Genomic DNA, 16,621 nt, shown 5'->3' with positions numbered 1-16,621 from the left:
GATCGCGCATGACTGTGCATCTGCGCCGATTCCTGGTTCTGCTGCTGCTCGTCCTCGCCCCGTTGCCGGTGTCCGCGCGACCGGCCTGGGCGTGTTCGTGCGCTGACAATCCCGATCCGCTGGGACGGTCGGAGACGGCGTTCGTCGGCGTGGCGGAGGACGTCGACGGCTCCTGGTCCGGCAACGAGGTCGAGGTGCGGTTCGCCGTGGAGTCGATACTCAAGGGCGACGCCGGCGCTTCAGTGACGCTGATCACCATGAAGGATTCGGCGTCCTGTGGATACGGGTTCGTCGAGGGCGGCCGATACCGGGTGTTCGCGAGCGGGGGCGAGACCAACCTGTGCGACGGCAACGAGCTGCTGTCCAGCGGGCACCCCACCGGCGACGGCACGGACCGCACCCTGATCTTCTGGGGCGGCACGGTTCTGGTGCTGCTCTTCGTCGCCGGCGGAGTGACCTGGCTGGTCAGGAAGTCCTAGTAATCGGCGAAGATCGCGAAGCCGCGTTCGGCGCACCGGCGGTAGAAGCCGGCCAGGACGGCCAGTTCGGTGCGCGCGAAACTCCAGTGCGGCGAGTTGCCGGCGTCGTCGCGCAGCGCGGCGAGCCGCTGGTCCAGCCAGCGCAGCTGCTGGTCGGCGAGCCGGCCCGCGGAGATCGCGGTCCGCAGGACCTCGGTGACGGTGTCGAAGGTGACCAGGTCGCCGAACTTCTCGTGGCCCTCGACGAACCGTTCCAGGCCGCCGGCGATCCAGGCGCAGCCGTCCGGGTCGATGACCGGGTCCTCGTCCTCGGCGGCCGCGTCGGTGGCGTAGAGGACACCCTCGAGACCGAGGAGAAGATCGACCAGCTCGGTGTACGCGGTCGCGCGCACCGTGCCGGTCTTGGCGATGTGCAACGCGAGCGCACCGGTCGGCGCGGCGATCTCGGGCCGGTCGGCGATCGTTCCGAAGTCGACGAACTCGGCGGGAGCCACCGGGTCGTAATACTGGTTGGTCCGCGGCCAGTGCACCGCGACGTTGTCCAGGCCCTTGTCGTGCGCCATCCGGGGCCACCCCTCCTCGACCTGTCCTGCGACCACCCGGGAATCTCCGGCCCGCGCGGGCGAGGTTACGACACGGGCGCGGGACGCTGTCGAGCAGTGTCGCAGTGAGTGCCGGGCGAGCATCGCAGGCGCGCCCGGCCGCCGGAACTGCCGCAGCGTTTGCCATTGCGTGGGGCGACTGTGCCGTGTAGGGGAATACTTGGGTAGCGCCTTGAATCGCTCTCCGGCAGTCTCAGGCACCCGGAAGGGGTGCCGGACCCTCGCCGACTCGTTCCGGCGGAGTAGAATCGACGGCGACCGGGAAAACTGTGCATGAGGTTGCGGACGGCTACCAAGCCAGTCCTCATCGTCACGCTATGCGGTTTTTCCAGCCGATCACGATCCGCGGGACCGTCCGCGGTCGCCGGCGCGCATGGTTCCACCGGTGGCCCGCTCTTTTCCGCGGTGTCACCTCCGGTTCCTCGCGTGCGCCCGCGCCGCTGCCGACGGCCCCGACAACCCCGCTGCGGGGCCTCACGGCCCGGCGCGAGAAAGTGGCCGAGGGTGTCAGAGAATCAGCAGGAATACGGTGCCGGCTCTATCACCGTGCTCGAAGGCCTGGAAGCGGTCCGCAAACGTCCCGGTATGTACATCGGCTCCACCGGAGAGCGCGGACTGCACCACCTTGTGTGGGAGGTTGTGGACAACGCGGTGGACGAGGCGCTGGCCGGCTTCTGCGACACCATCGACGTGGTTCTGCTCCCTGACGGGGGCGTCTCGGTCACCGACAACGGCCGTGGTTTCCCGGTCGACCTGCACCCGACACTGAAGAAGCCGGGCGTCGAGGTGGCGCTGACCGTGTTGCACGCGGGTGGCAAGTTCGACGGCCAGGCGTACAAGGTCTCCGGTGGTCTGCACGGCGTCGGCGTGTCCGTGGTGAACGCGCTGTCGACGCGGATGGCCGTCGAGATCCAGAAGGACGGCTTCTGGTGGCGGCAGAAGTACGACTACTCCGTTCCCGGCGAGCTGGTGAAGGGTGAGCCGACCGACAAGCTCGGCTCGACCGTGCAGTTCTGGCCGGACCCGGACATCTTCGAGACGGTCGACTTCGACTACCAGACGATCTACCGGCGTCTCCAGGAGATGGCGTTCCTCAACCGCGCCCTCACCATCAACTACACCGACGAGCGGCCCGACCAGGTCGACGAGAACGGTGAACCCCGCAAGGTCACCTTCATGTACGAGGACGGCATCGCCGACTTCGTGCGGCACCTCAACGCCACCAAGAGCGCCATCCACAAGACCGTGATCCAGTTCGACGCCGACGCCCCCGAGGAGGGCATGGCAGTCGAGATCGCGATGCAGTGGAACGAGTCGTACGGCGAGTCGGTCTACACCTTCGCCAACCGCATCAACACGCACGAGGGCGGCACCCACGAGGAGGGCTTCCGCGCCGCGCTGACGACCATCGTCAACAAGTACGGCGTCGAGAAGAAGTTCCTCAAGGCCGACCAGAAACTGTCCGGTGAGGACATCCGGGAGGGCCTCGCCGCGATCATCTCGGTGACGCTGGCCAACCCGCAGTTCGAGGGCCAGACCAAGACGAAGCTCGGCAACACCGACATGAAGAGCTTCGTGCAGAAGGTCTGCAACGAGCAGCTGGCCGACTGGTTCGACCGGAACCCCGCGGACGCCAAGCTGATCATCACGAAGGCCGACCAGGCCGCCCGCGCCCGGATCGCCGCGCAGCAGGCCCGCAAGCTCGCCCGCCGCAAGTCGCTGCTGGAGTCCGGTTCGATGCCGGGCAAGCTGGCCGACTGCCAGTCCACCGACCCGCGTGAGACCGAGCTGTTCATCGTCGAGGGCGACTCGGCCGGCGGTTCGGCCAAGTCCGGCCGGGAGAGCCGCATCCAGGCGATCCTCCCGATCCGCGGCAAGATCCTCAACGTGGAGAAGGCCCGGATCGACCGGGTGCTGAAGAACAACGAGGTCCAGGCACTGATCACGGCCATGGGCACCGGCATCCACGACGAGTTCGACATCTCGAAGCTGCGGTACCACAAGATCATCCTGATGGCCGACGCCGACGTCGACGGCCAGCACATCCAGACGCTCCTGCTGACCCTGCTGTTCCGCTTCATGCGGCCGCTGGTCGAGCAGGGTCACGTCTACCTGGCCTCCCCGCCGCTCTACAAGCTGAAGTGGAACAAGCGCGGTGACGACGCGCAGTACGCGTACTCCGACCGCGAGCGTGACGGCCTCATTGCACTGCGCCAGCAGAAGAAGCCCAACGCGAAGCCGGACGACATCCAGCGATTCAAGGGTCTCGGCGAGATGAACTTCCATGAGCTGTGGGACACCACGATGAACCCGGACACCCGCACGCTGCGGCAGGTGACACTCGATGACGCGGCCGTGGCCGACGAACTCTTCAGTGTGCTGATGGGTGAGGACGTGGAGGCGCGGCGCTCGTTCATTCAACGCAACGCGAAGGACGTCAGGTTCCTGGACATCTAGGTCCGGTGAGCCGTATCCACAGCGTGAGCCTGCTTTCCACAACGTTATCCACAGCTAAATGCCGGATCTGGCCGCATTTGCCCGGCATCACCTTGAGTAAGGGTTAAAAGTGACTGACACTCCCGAACCGCCGGACGTCAACGAGACCACACAGGACACCGGCGGTGGTGTGACCCAGCGGGTCGAGCCGGTCGGCCTCGAGGTCGAGATGCAGCGCTCGTACCTCGACTACGCGATGAGCGTCATCGTCGGCCGCGCGCTGCCCGATGTCCGCGACGGTCTCAAGCCGGTGCACCGCAAGATCCTCTACGCGATGTACGACGCCGGCTTCCGCCCGGACCGCGGTTACGTCAAGTGCGCCCGCGTGGTCGGCGACGTGATGGGCAACTACCACCCGCACGGCGACTCGTCGATCTACGACGCGCTGGTCCGGATGGGCCAGATCTGGTCGCTGCGGTACCCGCTGATCGACGGCAACGGCAACTTCGGTTCGCCGGGCAACGACCCGCCGGCGGCCATGCGGTACACCGAGGCGAAGCTCTCCCCGCTCGCCATGGAGATGCTGCGGGACATCGACGAAGACACCGTCGACATGCAGGACAACTACGACGGGCGTACCAAGGAGCCGACGATCCTGCCGGCCCGGTTCCCGAACCTGCTGGTCAACGGGTCCGAGGGCATCGCGGTCGGCATGGCCACGAAGATTCCGCCGCACAACCTGCGCGAGATCGCCGCCGCCGTCCAGTGGCAACTCGACAACCCCGAGTCGGACGAGGCAACCGCCCTCGAAGCGATGCTCGAGCTCGTGAAGGGGCCGGACTTCCCGACCAAGGGCCTGATCGTCGGCCAGTCGGCGATCAACGACGCGTACCGGACCGGTCGTGGGTCGATCCGGATGCGCGCCGTGGTCGAGGTGGAGGAGGACGCCCGGGGCCGGCCGTGCCTCGTGGTGACCGAGCTGCCGTACCAGGTGAACCCGGACAACCTCGCCGAGCGGATCGCCGAGCTCGTCAAGGAGGGCAAGCTCACCGGCATCGCCGACATCCGGGACGAGTCGTCCGGCCGTACCGGCATGCGGCTGATCCTCGTGCTCAAGCGCGACGCGGTCGCCAAGGTGGTGCTGAACAACCTCTACAAGCACACCCAGCTCCAGGAGACGTTCGGCGCCAACATGCTGGCGCTGGTCGACGGGGTGCCGCGCACGCTCAACCTGGCGCAGTTCATCCGCTACTACGTCGACCACCAGGTCGAGGTCATCCAGCGGCGGACGGCCTACCGGCTGCGCAAGGCCGAGGAGCGGGCCCACATCCTGCGTGGTCTCGGCAAGGCACTGGACATGCTGGACGAGGTCATCGCCCTGATCCGGCGCTCCCCGACCGTGGAGGATTCGCGTCAGGGCCTGATGACGCTGCTCGACGTCGACGAGATCCAGGCCACCGCGATCCTCGACATGCAGCTGCGCCGCCTGGCCGCCCTGGAGCGGCAGCGGATCATCGACGAGCTGGTGAAGATCGAGATCGAGATCGCCGACTTCAAGGACATCCTGGCGAAGCCGGAACGGCAGCGGGCGATCATCTCCGACGAACTCAGCGAGATCGTCACGAAGTTCGGCGACGACCGGCGTACCCAGATCATCCCGTTCGACGGCGAGGTTTCCATGGAGGACCTCATCGCCCGGGAAGACGTTGTGGTGACCATCACACGAACCGGTTACGCGAAGCGGACGAAGACCGATCTGTACAGGTCACAGAAGCGTGGTGGCAAGGGTGTGAGCGGCGCCACGCTCCGCCAGGACGACATCGTTTCCCACTTCTTCGTCATCTCGACCCACGATTGGATGCTGTTCTTCACGAACAAGGGCCGCGTCTACCGGGCGAAAGCCTACGAACTACCCGAAGCGAACCGGGTGGCGAAGGGGCAGCACGTCGCGAACCTGCTCGCCTTCCTCCCCGACGAGCACATCGCGCAGATCATCCAGATCCCGAATTACCAGGTCGCGCCCTACCTTGTGCTCGCCACCAAGAATGGTCTCGTGAAGAAGACGCGCCTGGAGGAATTTGACTCCAACCGCAGCGGTGGCATCATCGCCATCAACTTGCGGGAGGATGACGAATTGGTGGGCGCGTCGCTGGTGGCACCTGAGGAAGACCTGCTGCTGGTCTCCAAGAAGGCACAGGCCATCCGCTTCAACGCGACCGACGAGGCCCTGCGGCCGATGGGCCGCGCGACGTCCGGTGTGATCGGCATGCGGTTCGGCGACAACGACGAGCTCCTTGCGATGGAAGTGGTTCGTGAGGACATGGATGTGTTGGTCGCCACCAACGGTGGGTATGCGAAGCGAACGCCCATCGAGGAGTATCCGGTGCAGGGACGTGGCGGTAAGGGGGTGCTGACCGCCAAGATCACTGAGCGTCGTGGTGGACTTGTCGGCGCTCTGGTGATCAGCCCGGAGGATGAACTGTTTGCCATCACCAGCAATGGTGGTGTCATCCGGACTCCCGTGAAGCCTGTACGGCGCACACGGGATCGGAACACAATGGGGGTCAAGCTGATGGACCTCCCAGAAGGTGTAACCATCGTGGCGCTTGCTCGCAATGCCGACGAGCCTGACGAACAGGACTAGTTGATGCCGGAGACACAGGCGAAGTCGGGGGGCCCCGGAACCTCAGCGACTCCGGACGATGCGGCGAAGAAGGATGCTGCCGCACCGTCCGGGCGCGAGACCGCAGGGCGTGCCTCTGTCCCCGCCGAAGCCCCGTCCCCGCCGAAGTTCACCCGGGCGCCGGGCATGGCCCCGCCGCCGGGTGAGCCGGCTGCCGGCAGTGCCGACGGCGCCGACACCAAACGCCCGGGCGGCACGCAGCCGCCGGTGAAGGGCTCGGCCTCGGTGCCGGTCGTCACCAAGGGAAAGGGTGCGGCGCCGGGGACGACGTCCGGTCGTATCCCCGTCAGCGCTCCCGCCACGTCCCAGGGATCCGCGCCGCGGCCGGCCGCCACGCCGGCCGCACCACCCGCGGCCGCACCCGGTGCCACCAAGCAGCGCACCGGGTCGTCGGCACCGGCCGCCGGCGGAGCAGCGGCGGTCGGCGCGGCCCGCGTCACCGAGGCCGTGCGGTCCGCCCGTTCGACGGTGTCTTCGGCGGCCGCCCGCGGTCCTCGTCGCGCCCGGCTGAACCTGAAGCGGATCGACCCCTGGTCTGTGATGAAGTTCTCGTTCGCCGTGTCGATCGTGCTCTTCATCGTGGTGGTCGTCGCTACGTCGGTGCTCTACCTCGCCCTCGACACGATGGGTGTGTGGAGCTCCGTCAACGGCAACCTGCAGGAGCTGGTCAACGCCAGCGGCGGCACCGACGGCGGCGCCTCCACCGCGTTCCGGATCACCGCCTGGGGTGTCATCGGCACGTCGATGCTGATCGGCGCGGTCAACGTGGTGCTGTTCACCGCACTGGCCACACTGGGCGCGTTCATTTACAACGTTTGTGCCGATCTGGTCGGCGGTATCGAGCTGACACTCGCCGAACGGGACTGACGTGCGGCATCGGGTTGCGGGTACCCCCGCTTTGGAATCTCGCAACCCGATGCGGTAACGTTCTGTTCGCAGGTGAGGGGCTATAGCTCAGTCGGTTAGAGCGCAGAGCTGATAACTCTGAGGTCGCTGGTTCGATTCCAGCTAGCCCCACGAGTGACCGGGTGGCCCTTGTCCGCAGAGATCGCGGACCGGGGTCACTCGTCATATCTCCTCCGGAGGCCGAGCCCCCGGAAACCCCGCATCACGGTGATTACGATGGTCCCGACTCGCGGTTTCCGTTGGGTCGTGCGTTTTCGCTCCCGCTGGGGTACGAATAAGCAGGTTCTTCCGTGACGAGCGGTTAGGGGTAGCAGTTCAGTGTTGAAGAAGCTCCTCATCATTGCCGGTGTCGTCGGCGTGGCGGCTCTGGTGGTCAAGAAGGTCAAGGCCTCCAGCGACGAGCGTGCTCTCTGGCACGAGGCCACCACCGCTCCTGACCTGCGATAACGTAGGTCACGGGGCCCTAGCTCAACTGGCAGAGCACCGCCTTTGCAAGGCGGGGGTTAGGGGTTCAAGTCCCCTGGGCTCCACTTTTATGGCCTCTCACCAGGCCAAACGTAAGTCCAAGATCGTTGGGACCACATGGGGACGATCTCAGCCCAGGTCCCACCGGCCCGCGACCGCTTCTTTCAGGGTCTCGCCGACGATCCCCCGGCGCCTTTCACGGCGTGGCCAGAAGTGCACGTAGGTTTCCAAAGTGATCGACAGCGTGGAGTGCCGTAGCGCCCGCTGAACGTCCTTCGGGTCCGCGTGATTAATGATCAGCGTGGTCGCGCAGAAGTGCCGCAGCGCGTGAAAGCCGCCGTGTTCCTCCGGCCAGCCCGCCGCCCGGCGCCACTTCACCCACTCCGACGACCATGTACGGTCCGTGAACGGATTGCCGTGCACCGTGGTGAAAAGCAGCGGCACTCGGCGCCTGACTACAGGGCCGGAGGTGATGTCCGGCATCTCGACCTCGACCGGCGGGAATTCCTTCACGTGGTACGCCAGGGCGGCGGCGACCATCGGGTCCAGGTCCACGGCGCCCGCAGCCGGATCGAACGCCCGCACGCCCTTGGGCAGGCTGAGATAGAACCCGCCGTACTCCCTGGGCGCGTAGCGCAGCTGCTGGACCACATGCAGCTCCTCGTTACTCGTGTCCAGGCAGAGCGGCCCCAGCTCGAAGCCGAGCGCTTCGCTGATGCATAGGCCCGGCGCCCGCCCCGAGTTAGAGCAGGCCGTGATATCGCTCGGGCACTTTGCCGAACAGGCGCAGCAAACAGTTGAGCCGCTCGTAGGAGCAACGCCGGGTAGTTCCATCACTCGCCCCACGGCCGGAAACATCGACGAGTCCCTCGAGCTTGCACCGACTGGACCCGGGTTCGCATACTCATGCCAGCGATGTCGGTCGCGCGGAAGGGTGGTTCGACATGACGAACACACGTGCGGGCCTGGCCCGGACGACCGCGCGGGTTTGGTGGTCGGTAGGGACCGTGCTCGTCGCGAACGGCGCTCTGGTGACGATGATCCTTTCTGGCCGGTTGCGTCAGGTCACCGGCGACGGCGGCTGGTTGGTGCCGATCGACTTCATGCTCGGCCCGGTCGGTCTGGGCGCCCTCACGGTCGGACTGGCCGTAGCCCTGAGAATCGCGTGGCGTCAGCGCGCCACAGCCGGGCCGCCGGTCACCGGGATCGGTCGGGGGATCGGGGCCACCGCGGTCGGTTGGGCCCTGGCGATCGGACTCGACGTCGCCGCGACGATCGTCGTCTTCTACATGTAACTCTGACCCGCTCTGCGGCCGATCGTCGTCACGCGTCACCACGAGCAGGTGACGACGCCGGCCGGAACCGCTGGACAGAGCATCGGTACGACTGGTCGAGGATCGTTTCAGGGTGCCGGTGAGCGGTTTTGCTTGACGCCTGCTCTCTCACGGAACGCGAGCAGGTCGAGGGAATGCGGCCGTGCCGGGACGCGCCGCCACCGAGGCCGACCCGACTCCGACCGAGGGGCCGGTCGGTGGTCGCGGTCAGGCGGTCACGGGAGTGCTGGGCCTGGCCTCGCGCGGGGTCCGGAGCTCGGCCCTCCGCCTGCCCCGGACCGTCCACAATGAGGGCACCGGCGGATTTGCCGGCTTGCTGACCGGGATCGCGCGTCAGAGCGGGGTGTCCGGCTACCCGGGTGACGGCACGCAGCGCTGGCCGGCTGTGCATGCCCGCGACGCTGCAGTCCTCTTCCGGCTCGCCCTGGAGCGGGCGCAAGCGGGCACCGTCTGGCATGCCGTGGGCGATGAGGGCGACCAGGTGCGGGATATCGCCGCGGTCATCGGCCGGCGACTGGGCCTACCCGTCGAGTCCGTGCCGGTGGAGACCTACGGCCCCCTCGGCGTCATCTTCGCGGCCGATCAGCCGGCGTCCAGCGCTCACACCCGGCAAGCGCTCGGCTGGGAGCCGAAGCACCCGAGTCTGCTGGAAGATCTGGAGAACATCCAGCCCTGATCCGCACCTCCGAGCAGTAGTGGGTGGTCGCCGGGGCGAGGGAGGAATGGCCGGTGGGTTGCGCCGCCGCCGGCCGGTGCCAGTGGCTGCGTGAAGGTCGCGGCGACCACCCGGGCGCAGGCCGCAGAGTCGCATGACGCATTCGAGCGCCGACAATACGGCTGTCCGGCCGAGATGATCCGGTAAGGCATTCCTTGACCGTTTCGGTTCCAGCACGGCTGACCGTGGCACTTGTGGAAAACGTCATTCGCGACCGCCCACCCACGCTTGTCCGGCTGCCGTTAACCATCACAGGGGCGTTACGGACCATCGATCTTTGATCTACTGGTCGGGTGAAACGCCGTTCGGTCCTGCTCCTGCTGTCGCTCGCTTCCGTTGCCGGGTGTGGTTCGCCCGGTTCGGCATTGCCGCTCCCCTCGACCTCTGCCGTACCCGACTTCGGCTGGCCTGACCGCAACGAGGATCTGACCAGTGGGTTCTGCTTCACCCTGGTGCGGGGCATCAAGCCGTACGCGCTGATCGAGCGCTTGGGCGGCGAGGAGCTGGAACGCGTCGAGTGGCACCGGGTGATCGGGCCGGGAGACGGTGAGGTGGGCGTTCGGAGCCGGTTCTTCATCGCGATCGGCCGCGTCGATGACTGGTCGGTGATCGTCGAGGACAACGGGACGCTCGGCATCACGCGGAAGATCGTGGAGCCGTTGTCAGCGGGCGGTGGCGAGGTCGTCGCGTACCGCGGTGGTGGTGGTCGTCCGGGGCGTCTCATGGTGTTCCGTGACGGAGATCTCGCCCTGGACCTGGACACGTCGGCACCGGATCGGCCCACCGGGTCCAGCCCGGACGAGTTCCGGCCGGATCTGCTGGCAGCGGGCCTTTCCGGGAGTACGGCGGCAGCCGAGCCCACCGCGGCGGCACTCACCTTCCTGGCCGCACGGACCGGCGTCGCGCTGACCGCCGAGCGGGTGGAGGAGATGACGTATCTGCTGGTCACCGTTCCGCAGGTGTAGGTACGCATTTGCCCCTACTTCGCATGTGCCGGTTATCCACAGAGGAATGACAGAACCCTGCGTTGCTGGGTTGCGCCGGTTAGCCTGCATGTCGTGAGCGAACGAAGACGGGCCGCCGCTGTGATCGTGCGGGACGGCCGTGTGCTGATGGTGCACGAGCGGAGCCGGCGATCCGGTGGCGGCGAGTGGTGGACCCTTCCCGGTGGCGGCCTGGAGCCCGGTGAGACGGCCGAGGAGGCCGTCCGGCGCGAGGTGTTCGAGGAGACCGGGCTGATCGTCAGCGACACGCGCTACGTGCTGGAGATGCCCTACCCGTCGGGCATGACGTCGGTCTTCGCGGTGACCGTCGCGGACGGGGAGCCACGGGTCGGGCAGGACGACGGCTTCGGGCCGGAGCAGCTCGGCGTCGACTGGCTGCCGGTGCCGGAGTTGCCGATCGAGACCAGCGGCGTGCCGGTGCCGCCGCTGATGGTCGTGCTTCCGACGCTCGCCGGTCATGCTGACGGGGTCGAGCCGGCCAGCGGATCGCTGGATTCGACTGCCGGTTCGGACTCCGGCCGGAGCGGCGACGCGACCGCGACGGCGCGACGGCGCTCCACCACGAAGTAGACGCAGGCCGCGGCGTACCCGGCGGCCAGCAGAAGGCCGAGGGTGCGGACCGGCGGGGGTGTGAACGGTGCCGTGGTGGTGGCGGCCGCGATCAGCGTCCAGCAGGCGAGCAGGACGGTGTTGACCGTGTCGGTCCGGTGCCAGCTGATCTGGGACCGGCGCCGCGCCTGACGTTGGATCTCGACGACGAGCGCGTGCGCCATCACCATTGCCAGGAAGCCGAGCAACAGGACCGCGAAGACCGAGTGATGTCCTCCGGAAACCGCCACCAGTGCGGTGGCACCGGTCATCAACGCGAGACCACTGATGGTCCCCACGCGTGCTTGTCGACGGTCCTTCACAACCTCTGACGATCGGCATGATCGGGCCGAATCTGAGCCCTTTCCAGGAGCGGTCCGGCCGTGGGCGGGTTCACACATGCCGATTCGGCTGCGCCGGGGAGAAACAGACGCTAGTGCGGCCCTGTCATCACTCGCCGTCCAAGTGGGTAAGGATGGCGGCATGATGGGAAGCCTGCAGACCGAGATTGCTCAGACCCGTCCGGACCTGTTGGCTCCGCCGGTCGCCAAAGCATTGGCGGTCTGGTCGCCGGAAGGCCCGATCGACGCCGACCACGTGCTGGTCGCTCCGATCGATCCCGGGCTGGCGGACACGGCGGCGTTCTGCGAGGCGTACGGGGTGGAGCCGGCCGAGTCGGCCAACTGTGTGATCGTCGCCGGCAGCCGTGGCGGGGTCACGAGGTATGCGGCCTGCATCGTTCTGGCCACGACGCGTGCCGATGTGAACGGTGTGGTCCGTCGTCATCTCGACGTCCGTAAGGCCAGCTTCGCGCCGATGGACGACGCGGTGTCGCTGACCGGGATGGAGTACGGCGGCATCACCCCGATCGGGCTTCCGGTCGACTGGCCGGTCCTGGTGGACAGCCGGGTGGTCGCCATCCCGCACGTGATCATCGGCTCCGGAGTGCGGCACAGCAAGATCGCCATCGCCGGCCCGGCGCTCGGTGTCCTGCCCGGCGCGGAGGTCATCGAAGGACTCGCCCGCGAGACAGCCTGACGTCGCGACGTTCGTCTATGTCGTTTCACGTGAAACCTCATAGACCGGCGTTGGCGGCCTCGCGTCGGGTGATCTCCTCGAACGCGGCGAGCAGGGTGCCCGATTCCTGGGCGCCCGGCACGATGTACTTGCCGTCGACGACGAGGGTCGGGACGCTGCTGATCCCGAGCGCCCGCGCTTCCTCGAGGTCGGTACGCACCGCGCTGGTCCCGGCCGCTGATTGCAGATGAGTCAGCGCGTTCGCGGCGTCCAGGCCGATCGATCCGGCGATGGTGGCAAGGGCCGGTAGCGACCCGATGTCGATGCCGTCGGTGAAATGAGCCCGCTGCAGCGCGTCGAGCATGTCCGCCTGCCGTTCCCGGATCGCCGCCCAGGCGATCAGCCGGTGTGCGGCGAAGGTGTTGGCGGCGATCGCCCGGTCGAGGTGGAGGGCCAGCCCCTCGCTCGCGCCGGTGGCGGTCACCCGCGCGAACATCTCCTCGGTGCGGGCCGGGTCGCCGACCTTCTCGATCATCACCTGCTTGATCGGACGAGCCTCCGGTGCGGGCGCGGCGTTCAGCTGGTAGGCCCGGTAGGTCACCGTCACCGCTCCGTCGAAGGCCGCCAGTGCCCTCTCGAGCCGGGTCCTGCCGATGTAGCACCAGGGGCAGATGACGTCGGACCAGACCTGAATATCCACGTCACTCCGCTATGAGGGGGGTGGCCTGCTCGGCGACCTGCCGCTTGAGGCGTGCCAGGACCGCCGTGCCGCCACGCACCCGCAACGGGCTGATCGCCTGCGCGAGACCCATCCGGGCATACAGATCAGCGGGTACGCCCAGGACCTCCGCCGCGGTGGCACCGGCCAGGCCCTCCGCGAGAATGCCGGCGAACGCGCGAGTGGTCGGTGCCTCGGGCGGACAGTCGAAGTGCGTCACGACCGTACCGTCCGGCTGCACGATCGCCTTGAGGAAGAACTGCGTCTGACACTCCGGAACCTGCTCCATGCCCTCGTGCCCGGCCAGGTCCGCGGGCAGCGGCGGCACCGCGTCGGCGAACTCGAGCAGCATCTCCAGTACGACCTCGCGAGGAGCGGAGGCGAAGTCGTCGACGATTTCAGCCAGCTTCGGCGGCATGTCACTCACGACATCGACCCTACGCGTCGATCACCGTATCGACCGCTCCGCTCAGGCCGCCGCCGAGGAGGTGGGCATCAGGGCGATGTCGCTGAGACTGAGGATCCCGACCAGTTTGCGGTCCGCGTCACAGACCAGCAGACGGCGGACGCCCCGGTCGCGCATCGCCTGGACCGCCTCCTCCACGGTGGCGCTCTGCTCGATCATCAGGAGCTCCCGGCTGGAGATCGAGGCCAGGGTGGTGGTCACCGGGTCGAGCTTCTCGGCTATCGCGCGCACCACGATGTCGCGATCCGTGACGATGCCGGCCATCGTCGGCCCCTGGGTCACGACCACATCGCCGATGCCCTGATCTCGCATCACCTGAGCGGCCTCGTCCAGGGGGGTGTCCTCCGGCAGGTAGACCACCCTCCGGGTCATGGCGTCCGCGACCAGTCTGACCATGCCTCTGCCTCTCCACCGCCGTTGAGTCACCGTTACCCGAGCCCCGCCGTGATTACACGCGCCACATCCACAAGGGGGACGTCCCTTCGTTCCTGTGTCCGGCGGTCGCGCACTTCGGCGTACCCCTCGGAAAGCCGGCGGCCCACCACGACGCACCGCGAGATGCCGATGAGCTCGGCATCGGTGAACTTGACCCCGGCCGAGACGTTGGGCCGGTCGTCGACGAGCACCCGCAGCCCGGCCCCGGACAGCGTGCCCGCCAGGGTGAGAGCGGCCTCGATCTGGCCGTCCTTGCCGGCCGCCACGACGTGCACGTCGGCCGGTGCGATCGCGGCCGGCCAGGTCAGACCGCGGTCGTCGTGGTGTTGTTCGGCGATGGCCGCGACCGCGCGGGACAGCCCGATGCCGTAGCAGCCCATCGTGGGCCGGACCGGTTTGCCACCGGAGTCGAGGACGTCGACCTTGAACGCGTCGGTGTAGCGGCGGCCGAGCTGGAAGATGTGGCCGATCTCGATACCGCGGCGCATCGAGAGGGTGCCGGCTCCACAGGCCGGGCAGGGATCGCCGGGCCGGACGACGGCCGCCTCGATCGTGCCCTCAGGGGTGAAGTCCCGGCCGCAGACCACGCCGGTGGCGTGCCGGCCCGGCTCGTTGGCGCCGGTCAGCCACGCGGTGCCGGGTGCGACCCGTGGATCCGCCAGATATCGGATCTTGAGGTCCTGCGGTCCGATGTACCCCTTGACCAGGTCGGGACGGGATTCGAAGTCGTCGAAGAGCGTCGCGGTGGCCGGGGCCAGGGCCGCGTCGAGCCGCTTCAGGTCGACCTCCCGGTCGCCGGGCAGACCGATCACCAGAAGTTCCGGATCGCGGCCGGGGTGGTGCACGGTGACCACCACGTTCTTCAGGGTGTCGGCCGCGGTCCAGTCGGACCGGCCGCCGAGCCGGCGCTCGTTGGCGAGATCGACCAGGGAGGCGATGGTCGGTGTGCCGGGGGTGTCGTGCACCTCCAGCGGCCCGGCGGTGATCTCGCGTGCCGGCGGTGCCGGAGTGGTCACGGCCTCGGTGTTGGCGGCGTAGTCACAGGCCGTGCAGCCGACGTAGGTGTCCTCGCCGACCTCGGAGGTGGCCAGGAACTCCTCCGAGGCGGAGCCGCCCATCGCGCCGGACACCGCCGAGACGATCGCGTGGTCCAGGCCGAGCCGGGCGAAGATCCGCTGATAGGCGGCACGCATCCGGCCGTACGCCTCGATCAGTCCGTTCTCGGTGAGGTCGAAGGAGTAGGCGTCCTTCATCAGGAACTCGCGCCCCCGCAGCAGGCCACCCCGGGGCCGGGCCTCGTCGCGGAACTTGGTCTGGATCTGGAACAGCAGGAGCGGGAAGTCCCGGTACGAGCCGGTCATGTCCTGCACCAGCAGCGTGACCATCTCCTCGTGGGTCGGGGCGAGCAGGTGATCCGCGCCACGTCGGTCCTTCAGCGTGAAGATGTCGTCGCCGTACTCCGTCCAGCGGCCACTCGTCTCGTAGGGCTCGCGGGGCAGCAGCGCGGGGAAGGAGATCTCCTGTCCACCGGCCGCCCACATCTCCTCCTGGACGACGGCGACGACCCGGTCGAGGACCAGTTTTCCCAGCGGGAGCCAGGTGTAGCCGCCCGGGGCCGCGCGACGGACGAAGCCGGCGCGAAGGAGGAGACGATGACTCGGCACCTCCGCGTCCGCTGGCTCCTCGCGCAGGGTCCTGAGGAGCAAGGTGGACATCCGAAGCAGCATGGGAACCGAGCTTAGGGACAGGTGACGGGGAAGACATCCGGATATCCCCCTGAACAGGCGCTAGCGTGACAGTCATGACCGTTGCCAACGATCCGGCGCAGGCGCTGCAGGCGTACGCGCATCCCGACAAACTGGTCACCACCGAGTGGCTCGCTGCGAACCTGGACACTCCCGGCCTGGTGGTCGTCGAGTCGGACGAGGACGTGCTGCTCTACGACACCGGTCACATCCCCGGCGCGGTCAAGGTGGACTGGCATCTGGAACTCAACGACCAGATCAGCCGGGACTACCTCGACCCGGCGGCGTTCGCGGCGATGTGTGCCGCCAAGGGCATCGGCCGCGACGACACGATCGTCTTCTACGGCGACAACTTCAACTGGTGGGCGGCGTACGCGCTGTGGGTCTTCAGCCTGTTCGGCCATCGTGACGTACGGCTGCTGGACGGCGGCCGGCAGAAGTGGGCCGCCGAGGGCCGCACTCTGACCAGGGAGAAGACCCTCCGTCCGGCCGCCGACTATCCGGTGCCGGTGCGTAACGACGCCGAGATCAGGGCGTTCCGGGACCAGGTGATGGGCCACATCTCCAGCGGGCGGCCGCTGGTCGACGTCCGATCGCCGCAGGAGTACACGGGCGAGCTGACCCACATGGAGGCCTACCCTCAGGAGGGTGCGCTGCGCGGCGGGCACATCCCGGGCGCGGTGAGCAAGCCCTGGAAGTCGGCAGCGAACGAGGACGGCTCGTTCAAGCCGCACGACGAACTGGTCAAGATCTACCGTGACGAACTCGGCCTGGAATCGGCGGACGACATCATCGCCTACTGCCGTATCGGCGAGCGGTCCAGCCACACCTGGTTCGTGCTGCGCTACCTGCTCGGTTATCCACAGGTCCGCAACTACGACGGCTCGTGGACCGAGTGGGGCAACCTGGTCCGGGCCCCGATCGCGAAGGGGTCCGAGCCCGGCGGCCTGAGCTGACGGTCCGGAACAAGGAAACGGCGCTGCCTCCGGGCAGCGCCGTTTTTGCATGAACCGATTTCCGGTCCGTCG

Annotated in this window: 18 protein-coding genes and 2 tRNA genes; 13 read left to right on the top strand and 7 right to left on the bottom strand. The window is 67.7% G+C overall.

Annotation, left to right across the window (positions count from 1 at the left end; genetic code table 11):
• The first annotated feature begins 8 nt into the window (after nt 1–8).
• A complete protein-coding gene (locus AB0G04_RS14430) occupies nt 9–479 on the top strand; it encodes a hypothetical protein (RefSeq protein ID WP_360981995.1) in 471 nt (156 codons plus the stop codon).
• Here the strand turns inward: AB0G04_RS14430 and AB0G04_RS14425 are convergent.
• Nucleotides 476–1,042 (bottom strand): hypothetical protein, encoded by a 567-nt coding sequence (locus AB0G04_RS14425; RefSeq protein WP_360982299.1) that lies wholly within the window; start codon nt 1,040–1,042, stop codon nt 476–478. The genes AB0G04_RS14430 and AB0G04_RS14425 overlap by 4 nt on opposite strands.
• A gap of 543 nt (nt 1,043–1,585) precedes the next feature.
• Between AB0G04_RS14425 and gyrB the strand changes: the two genes are divergently transcribed.
• The 6 genes from gyrB (at nt 1,586) to AB0G04_RS14395 (ending at nt 7,636) form a co-directional block, all read left to right on the top strand.
• Nucleotides 1,586–3,538, top strand: coding sequence for a DNA topoisomerase (ATP-hydrolyzing) subunit B (gyrB, locus tag AB0G04_RS14420; protein WP_360981993.1), 1,953 nt, complete (start codon nt 1,586–1,588; stop codon nt 3,536–3,538).
• 169 nt (nt 3,539–3,707) lie between these two features.
• Complete coding sequence (gene gyrA, locus AB0G04_RS14415; protein WP_360982297.1) at nt 3,708–6,161, top strand: DNA gyrase subunit A; 2,454 nt, start codon at nt 3,708–3,710, stop codon at nt 6,159–6,161.
• A 3-nt stretch (nt 6,162–6,164) separates the two neighbouring features.
• Nucleotides 6,165–7,067: a DUF3566 domain-containing protein gene (locus AB0G04_RS14410; protein WP_360981991.1), complete on the top strand. Its 903-nt coding sequence runs from the start codon at nt 6,165–6,167 to the stop codon at nt 7,065–7,067.
• A gap of 76 nt (nt 7,068–7,143) precedes the next feature.
• A tRNA-Ile gene (locus AB0G04_RS14405) sits at nt 7,144–7,217 on the top strand.
• Between the two features lie 207 nt (nt 7,218–7,424).
• Nucleotides 7,425–7,553 (top strand): DLW-39 family protein, encoded by a 129-nt coding sequence (locus AB0G04_RS14400; protein ID WP_211304171.1) that lies wholly within the window; start codon nt 7,425–7,427, stop codon nt 7,551–7,553.
• A 10-nt stretch (nt 7,554–7,563) separates the two neighbouring features.
• A tRNA-Ala gene (locus AB0G04_RS14395) sits at nt 7,564–7,636 on the top strand.
• A 64-nt stretch (nt 7,637–7,700) separates the two neighbouring features.
• Here the strand turns inward: AB0G04_RS14395 and AB0G04_RS14390 are convergent.
• Entirely contained in the window at nt 7,701–8,222 is a 522-nt protein-coding gene (locus tag AB0G04_RS14390) for a tyrosine-type recombinase/integrase (protein WP_360981989.1), read from the bottom strand.
• A 293-nt stretch (nt 8,223–8,515) separates the two neighbouring features.
• Here AB0G04_RS14390 and AB0G04_RS14385 point away from each other — a divergent pair, with 293 nt between their 5' ends.
• From AB0G04_RS14385 to AB0G04_RS14370, 4 genes are all read left to right on the top strand, one after another.
• Nucleotides 8,516–8,866, top strand: a complete 351-nt coding sequence (locus AB0G04_RS14385) for a hypothetical protein (RefSeq protein WP_360981987.1) — start codon at nt 8,516–8,518, stop codon at nt 8,864–8,866.
• Nucleotides 8,867–9,047: 181 nt separating this feature from the next.
• Nucleotides 9,048–9,581 carry a hypothetical protein gene (locus tag AB0G04_RS14380; RefSeq protein WP_360981985.1) on the top strand — a complete coding sequence of 178 codons (534 nt, stop codon included), beginning with the start codon at nt 9,048–9,050 and terminating at the stop codon, nt 9,579–9,581.
• A 332-nt stretch (nt 9,582–9,913) separates the two neighbouring features.
• Complete coding sequence (locus tag AB0G04_RS14375) at nt 9,914–10,585, top strand: DUF6461 domain-containing protein (RefSeq protein WP_360981983.1); 672 nt, start codon at nt 9,914–9,916, stop codon at nt 10,583–10,585.
• Between the two features lie 93 nt (nt 10,586–10,678).
• On the top strand, nt 10,679–11,194 hold the full coding sequence (locus AB0G04_RS14370) for an NUDIX hydrolase (RefSeq protein ID WP_360981981.1): 516 nt from the start codon (nt 10,679–10,681) through the stop codon (nt 11,192–11,194).
• Here AB0G04_RS14370 and AB0G04_RS14365 read toward each other — a convergent pair.
• Complete coding sequence (locus tag AB0G04_RS14365) at nt 11,080–11,511, bottom strand: hypothetical protein (RefSeq protein ID WP_360981979.1); 432 nt, start codon at nt 11,509–11,511, stop codon at nt 11,080–11,082. The genes AB0G04_RS14370 and AB0G04_RS14365 overlap by 115 nt on opposite strands.
• A gap of 187 nt (nt 11,512–11,698) precedes the next feature.
• Here AB0G04_RS14365 and AB0G04_RS14360 point away from each other — a divergent pair, with 187 nt between their 5' ends.
• Nucleotides 11,699–12,250: a YbaK/EbsC family protein gene (locus AB0G04_RS14360; RefSeq protein ID WP_360982295.1), complete on the top strand. Its 552-nt coding sequence runs from the start codon at nt 11,699–11,701 to the stop codon at nt 12,248–12,250.
• Between the two features lie 37 nt (nt 12,251–12,287).
• On the opposite strand, the gene AB0G04_RS14355 is transcribed toward AB0G04_RS14360, so the two are convergent.
• From AB0G04_RS14355 to AB0G04_RS14340, 4 genes are read right to left on the bottom strand one after another with little or no spacing between them, the layout of a single operon-like run.
• Nucleotides 12,288–12,929 carry a DsbA family oxidoreductase gene (locus AB0G04_RS14355; protein WP_360981977.1) on the bottom strand — a complete coding sequence of 214 codons (642 nt, stop codon included), beginning with the start codon at nt 12,927–12,929 and terminating at the stop codon, nt 12,288–12,290.
• 1 nt (nt 12,930) lies between these two features.
• Entirely contained in the window at nt 12,931–13,374 is a 444-nt protein-coding gene (locus tag AB0G04_RS14350; RefSeq protein WP_360981975.1) for a SufE family protein, read from the bottom strand.
• 42 nt (nt 13,375–13,416) lie between these two features.
• Nucleotides 13,417–13,809: a CBS domain-containing protein gene (locus tag AB0G04_RS14345; protein ID WP_360981973.1), complete on the bottom strand. Its 393-nt coding sequence runs from the start codon at nt 13,807–13,809 to the stop codon at nt 13,417–13,419.
• Between the two features lie 32 nt (nt 13,810–13,841).
• The gene (locus AB0G04_RS14340; protein ID WP_360981971.1) at nt 13,842–15,575 is read right to left on the bottom strand and encodes a proline--tRNA ligase; all 1,734 of its coding nucleotides are present in this window, start codon (nt 15,573–15,575) and stop codon (nt 13,842–13,844) included.
• A gap of 74 nt (nt 15,576–15,649) precedes the next feature.
• Between AB0G04_RS14340 and AB0G04_RS14335 the strand changes: the two genes are divergently transcribed.
• Nucleotides 15,650–16,549 (top strand): sulfurtransferase, encoded by a 900-nt coding sequence (locus tag AB0G04_RS14335; RefSeq protein WP_360981969.1) that lies wholly within the window; start codon nt 15,650–15,652, stop codon nt 16,547–16,549.
• Nucleotides 16,550–16,621: the final 72 nt, after the last annotated feature.

The organism is Actinoplanes sp. NPDC023801, assembly GCF_040639655.1.
Taxonomy (GTDB): domain Bacteria; phylum Actinomycetota; class Actinomycetes; order Mycobacteriales; family Micromonosporaceae; genus Actinoplanes.
Note: the sequence above shows the minus strand (reverse complement) of the source record. Positions and strands in the feature narration are given on the sequence as shown.

What these genes read in the sequence shown, in the direction of transcription:
- AB0G04_RS14430 (WP_360981995.1), top strand. Translation starts at nt 9, where the DNA reads ATGACTGTGCATCTGCGCCGATTCCTGGTTCTGCTGCTGCTCGTCCTC.
- AB0G04_RS14425 (WP_360982299.1), bottom strand. Translation starts at nt 1,042, where the DNA reads ATGGCGCACGACAAGGGCCTGGACAACGTCGCGGTGCACTGGCCGCGG.
- AB0G04_RS14385 (WP_360981987.1), top strand. Translation starts at nt 8,516, where the DNA reads ATGACGAACACACGTGCGGGCCTGGCCCGGACGACCGCGCGGGTTTGG.
- AB0G04_RS14340 (WP_360981971.1), bottom strand. Translation starts at nt 15,575, where the DNA reads ATGCTGCTTCGGATGTCCACCTTGCTCCTCAGGACCCTGCGCGAGGAG.
- AB0G04_RS14360 (WP_360982295.1), top strand. Translation starts at nt 11,699, where the DNA reads ATGGGAAGCCTGCAGACCGAGATTGCTCAGACCCGTCCGGACCTGTTG.
- AB0G04_RS14335 (WP_360981969.1), top strand. Translation starts at nt 15,650, where the DNA reads ATGACCGTTGCCAACGATCCGGCGCAGGCGCTGCAGGCGTACGCGCAT.
- AB0G04_RS14345 (WP_360981973.1), bottom strand. Translation starts at nt 13,809, where the DNA reads ATGGTCAGACTGGTCGCGGACGCCATGACCCGGAGGGTGGTCTACCTG.
- AB0G04_RS14410 (WP_360981991.1), top strand. Translation starts at nt 6,165, where the DNA reads ATGCCGGAGACACAGGCGAAGTCGGGGGGCCCCGGAACCTCAGCGACT.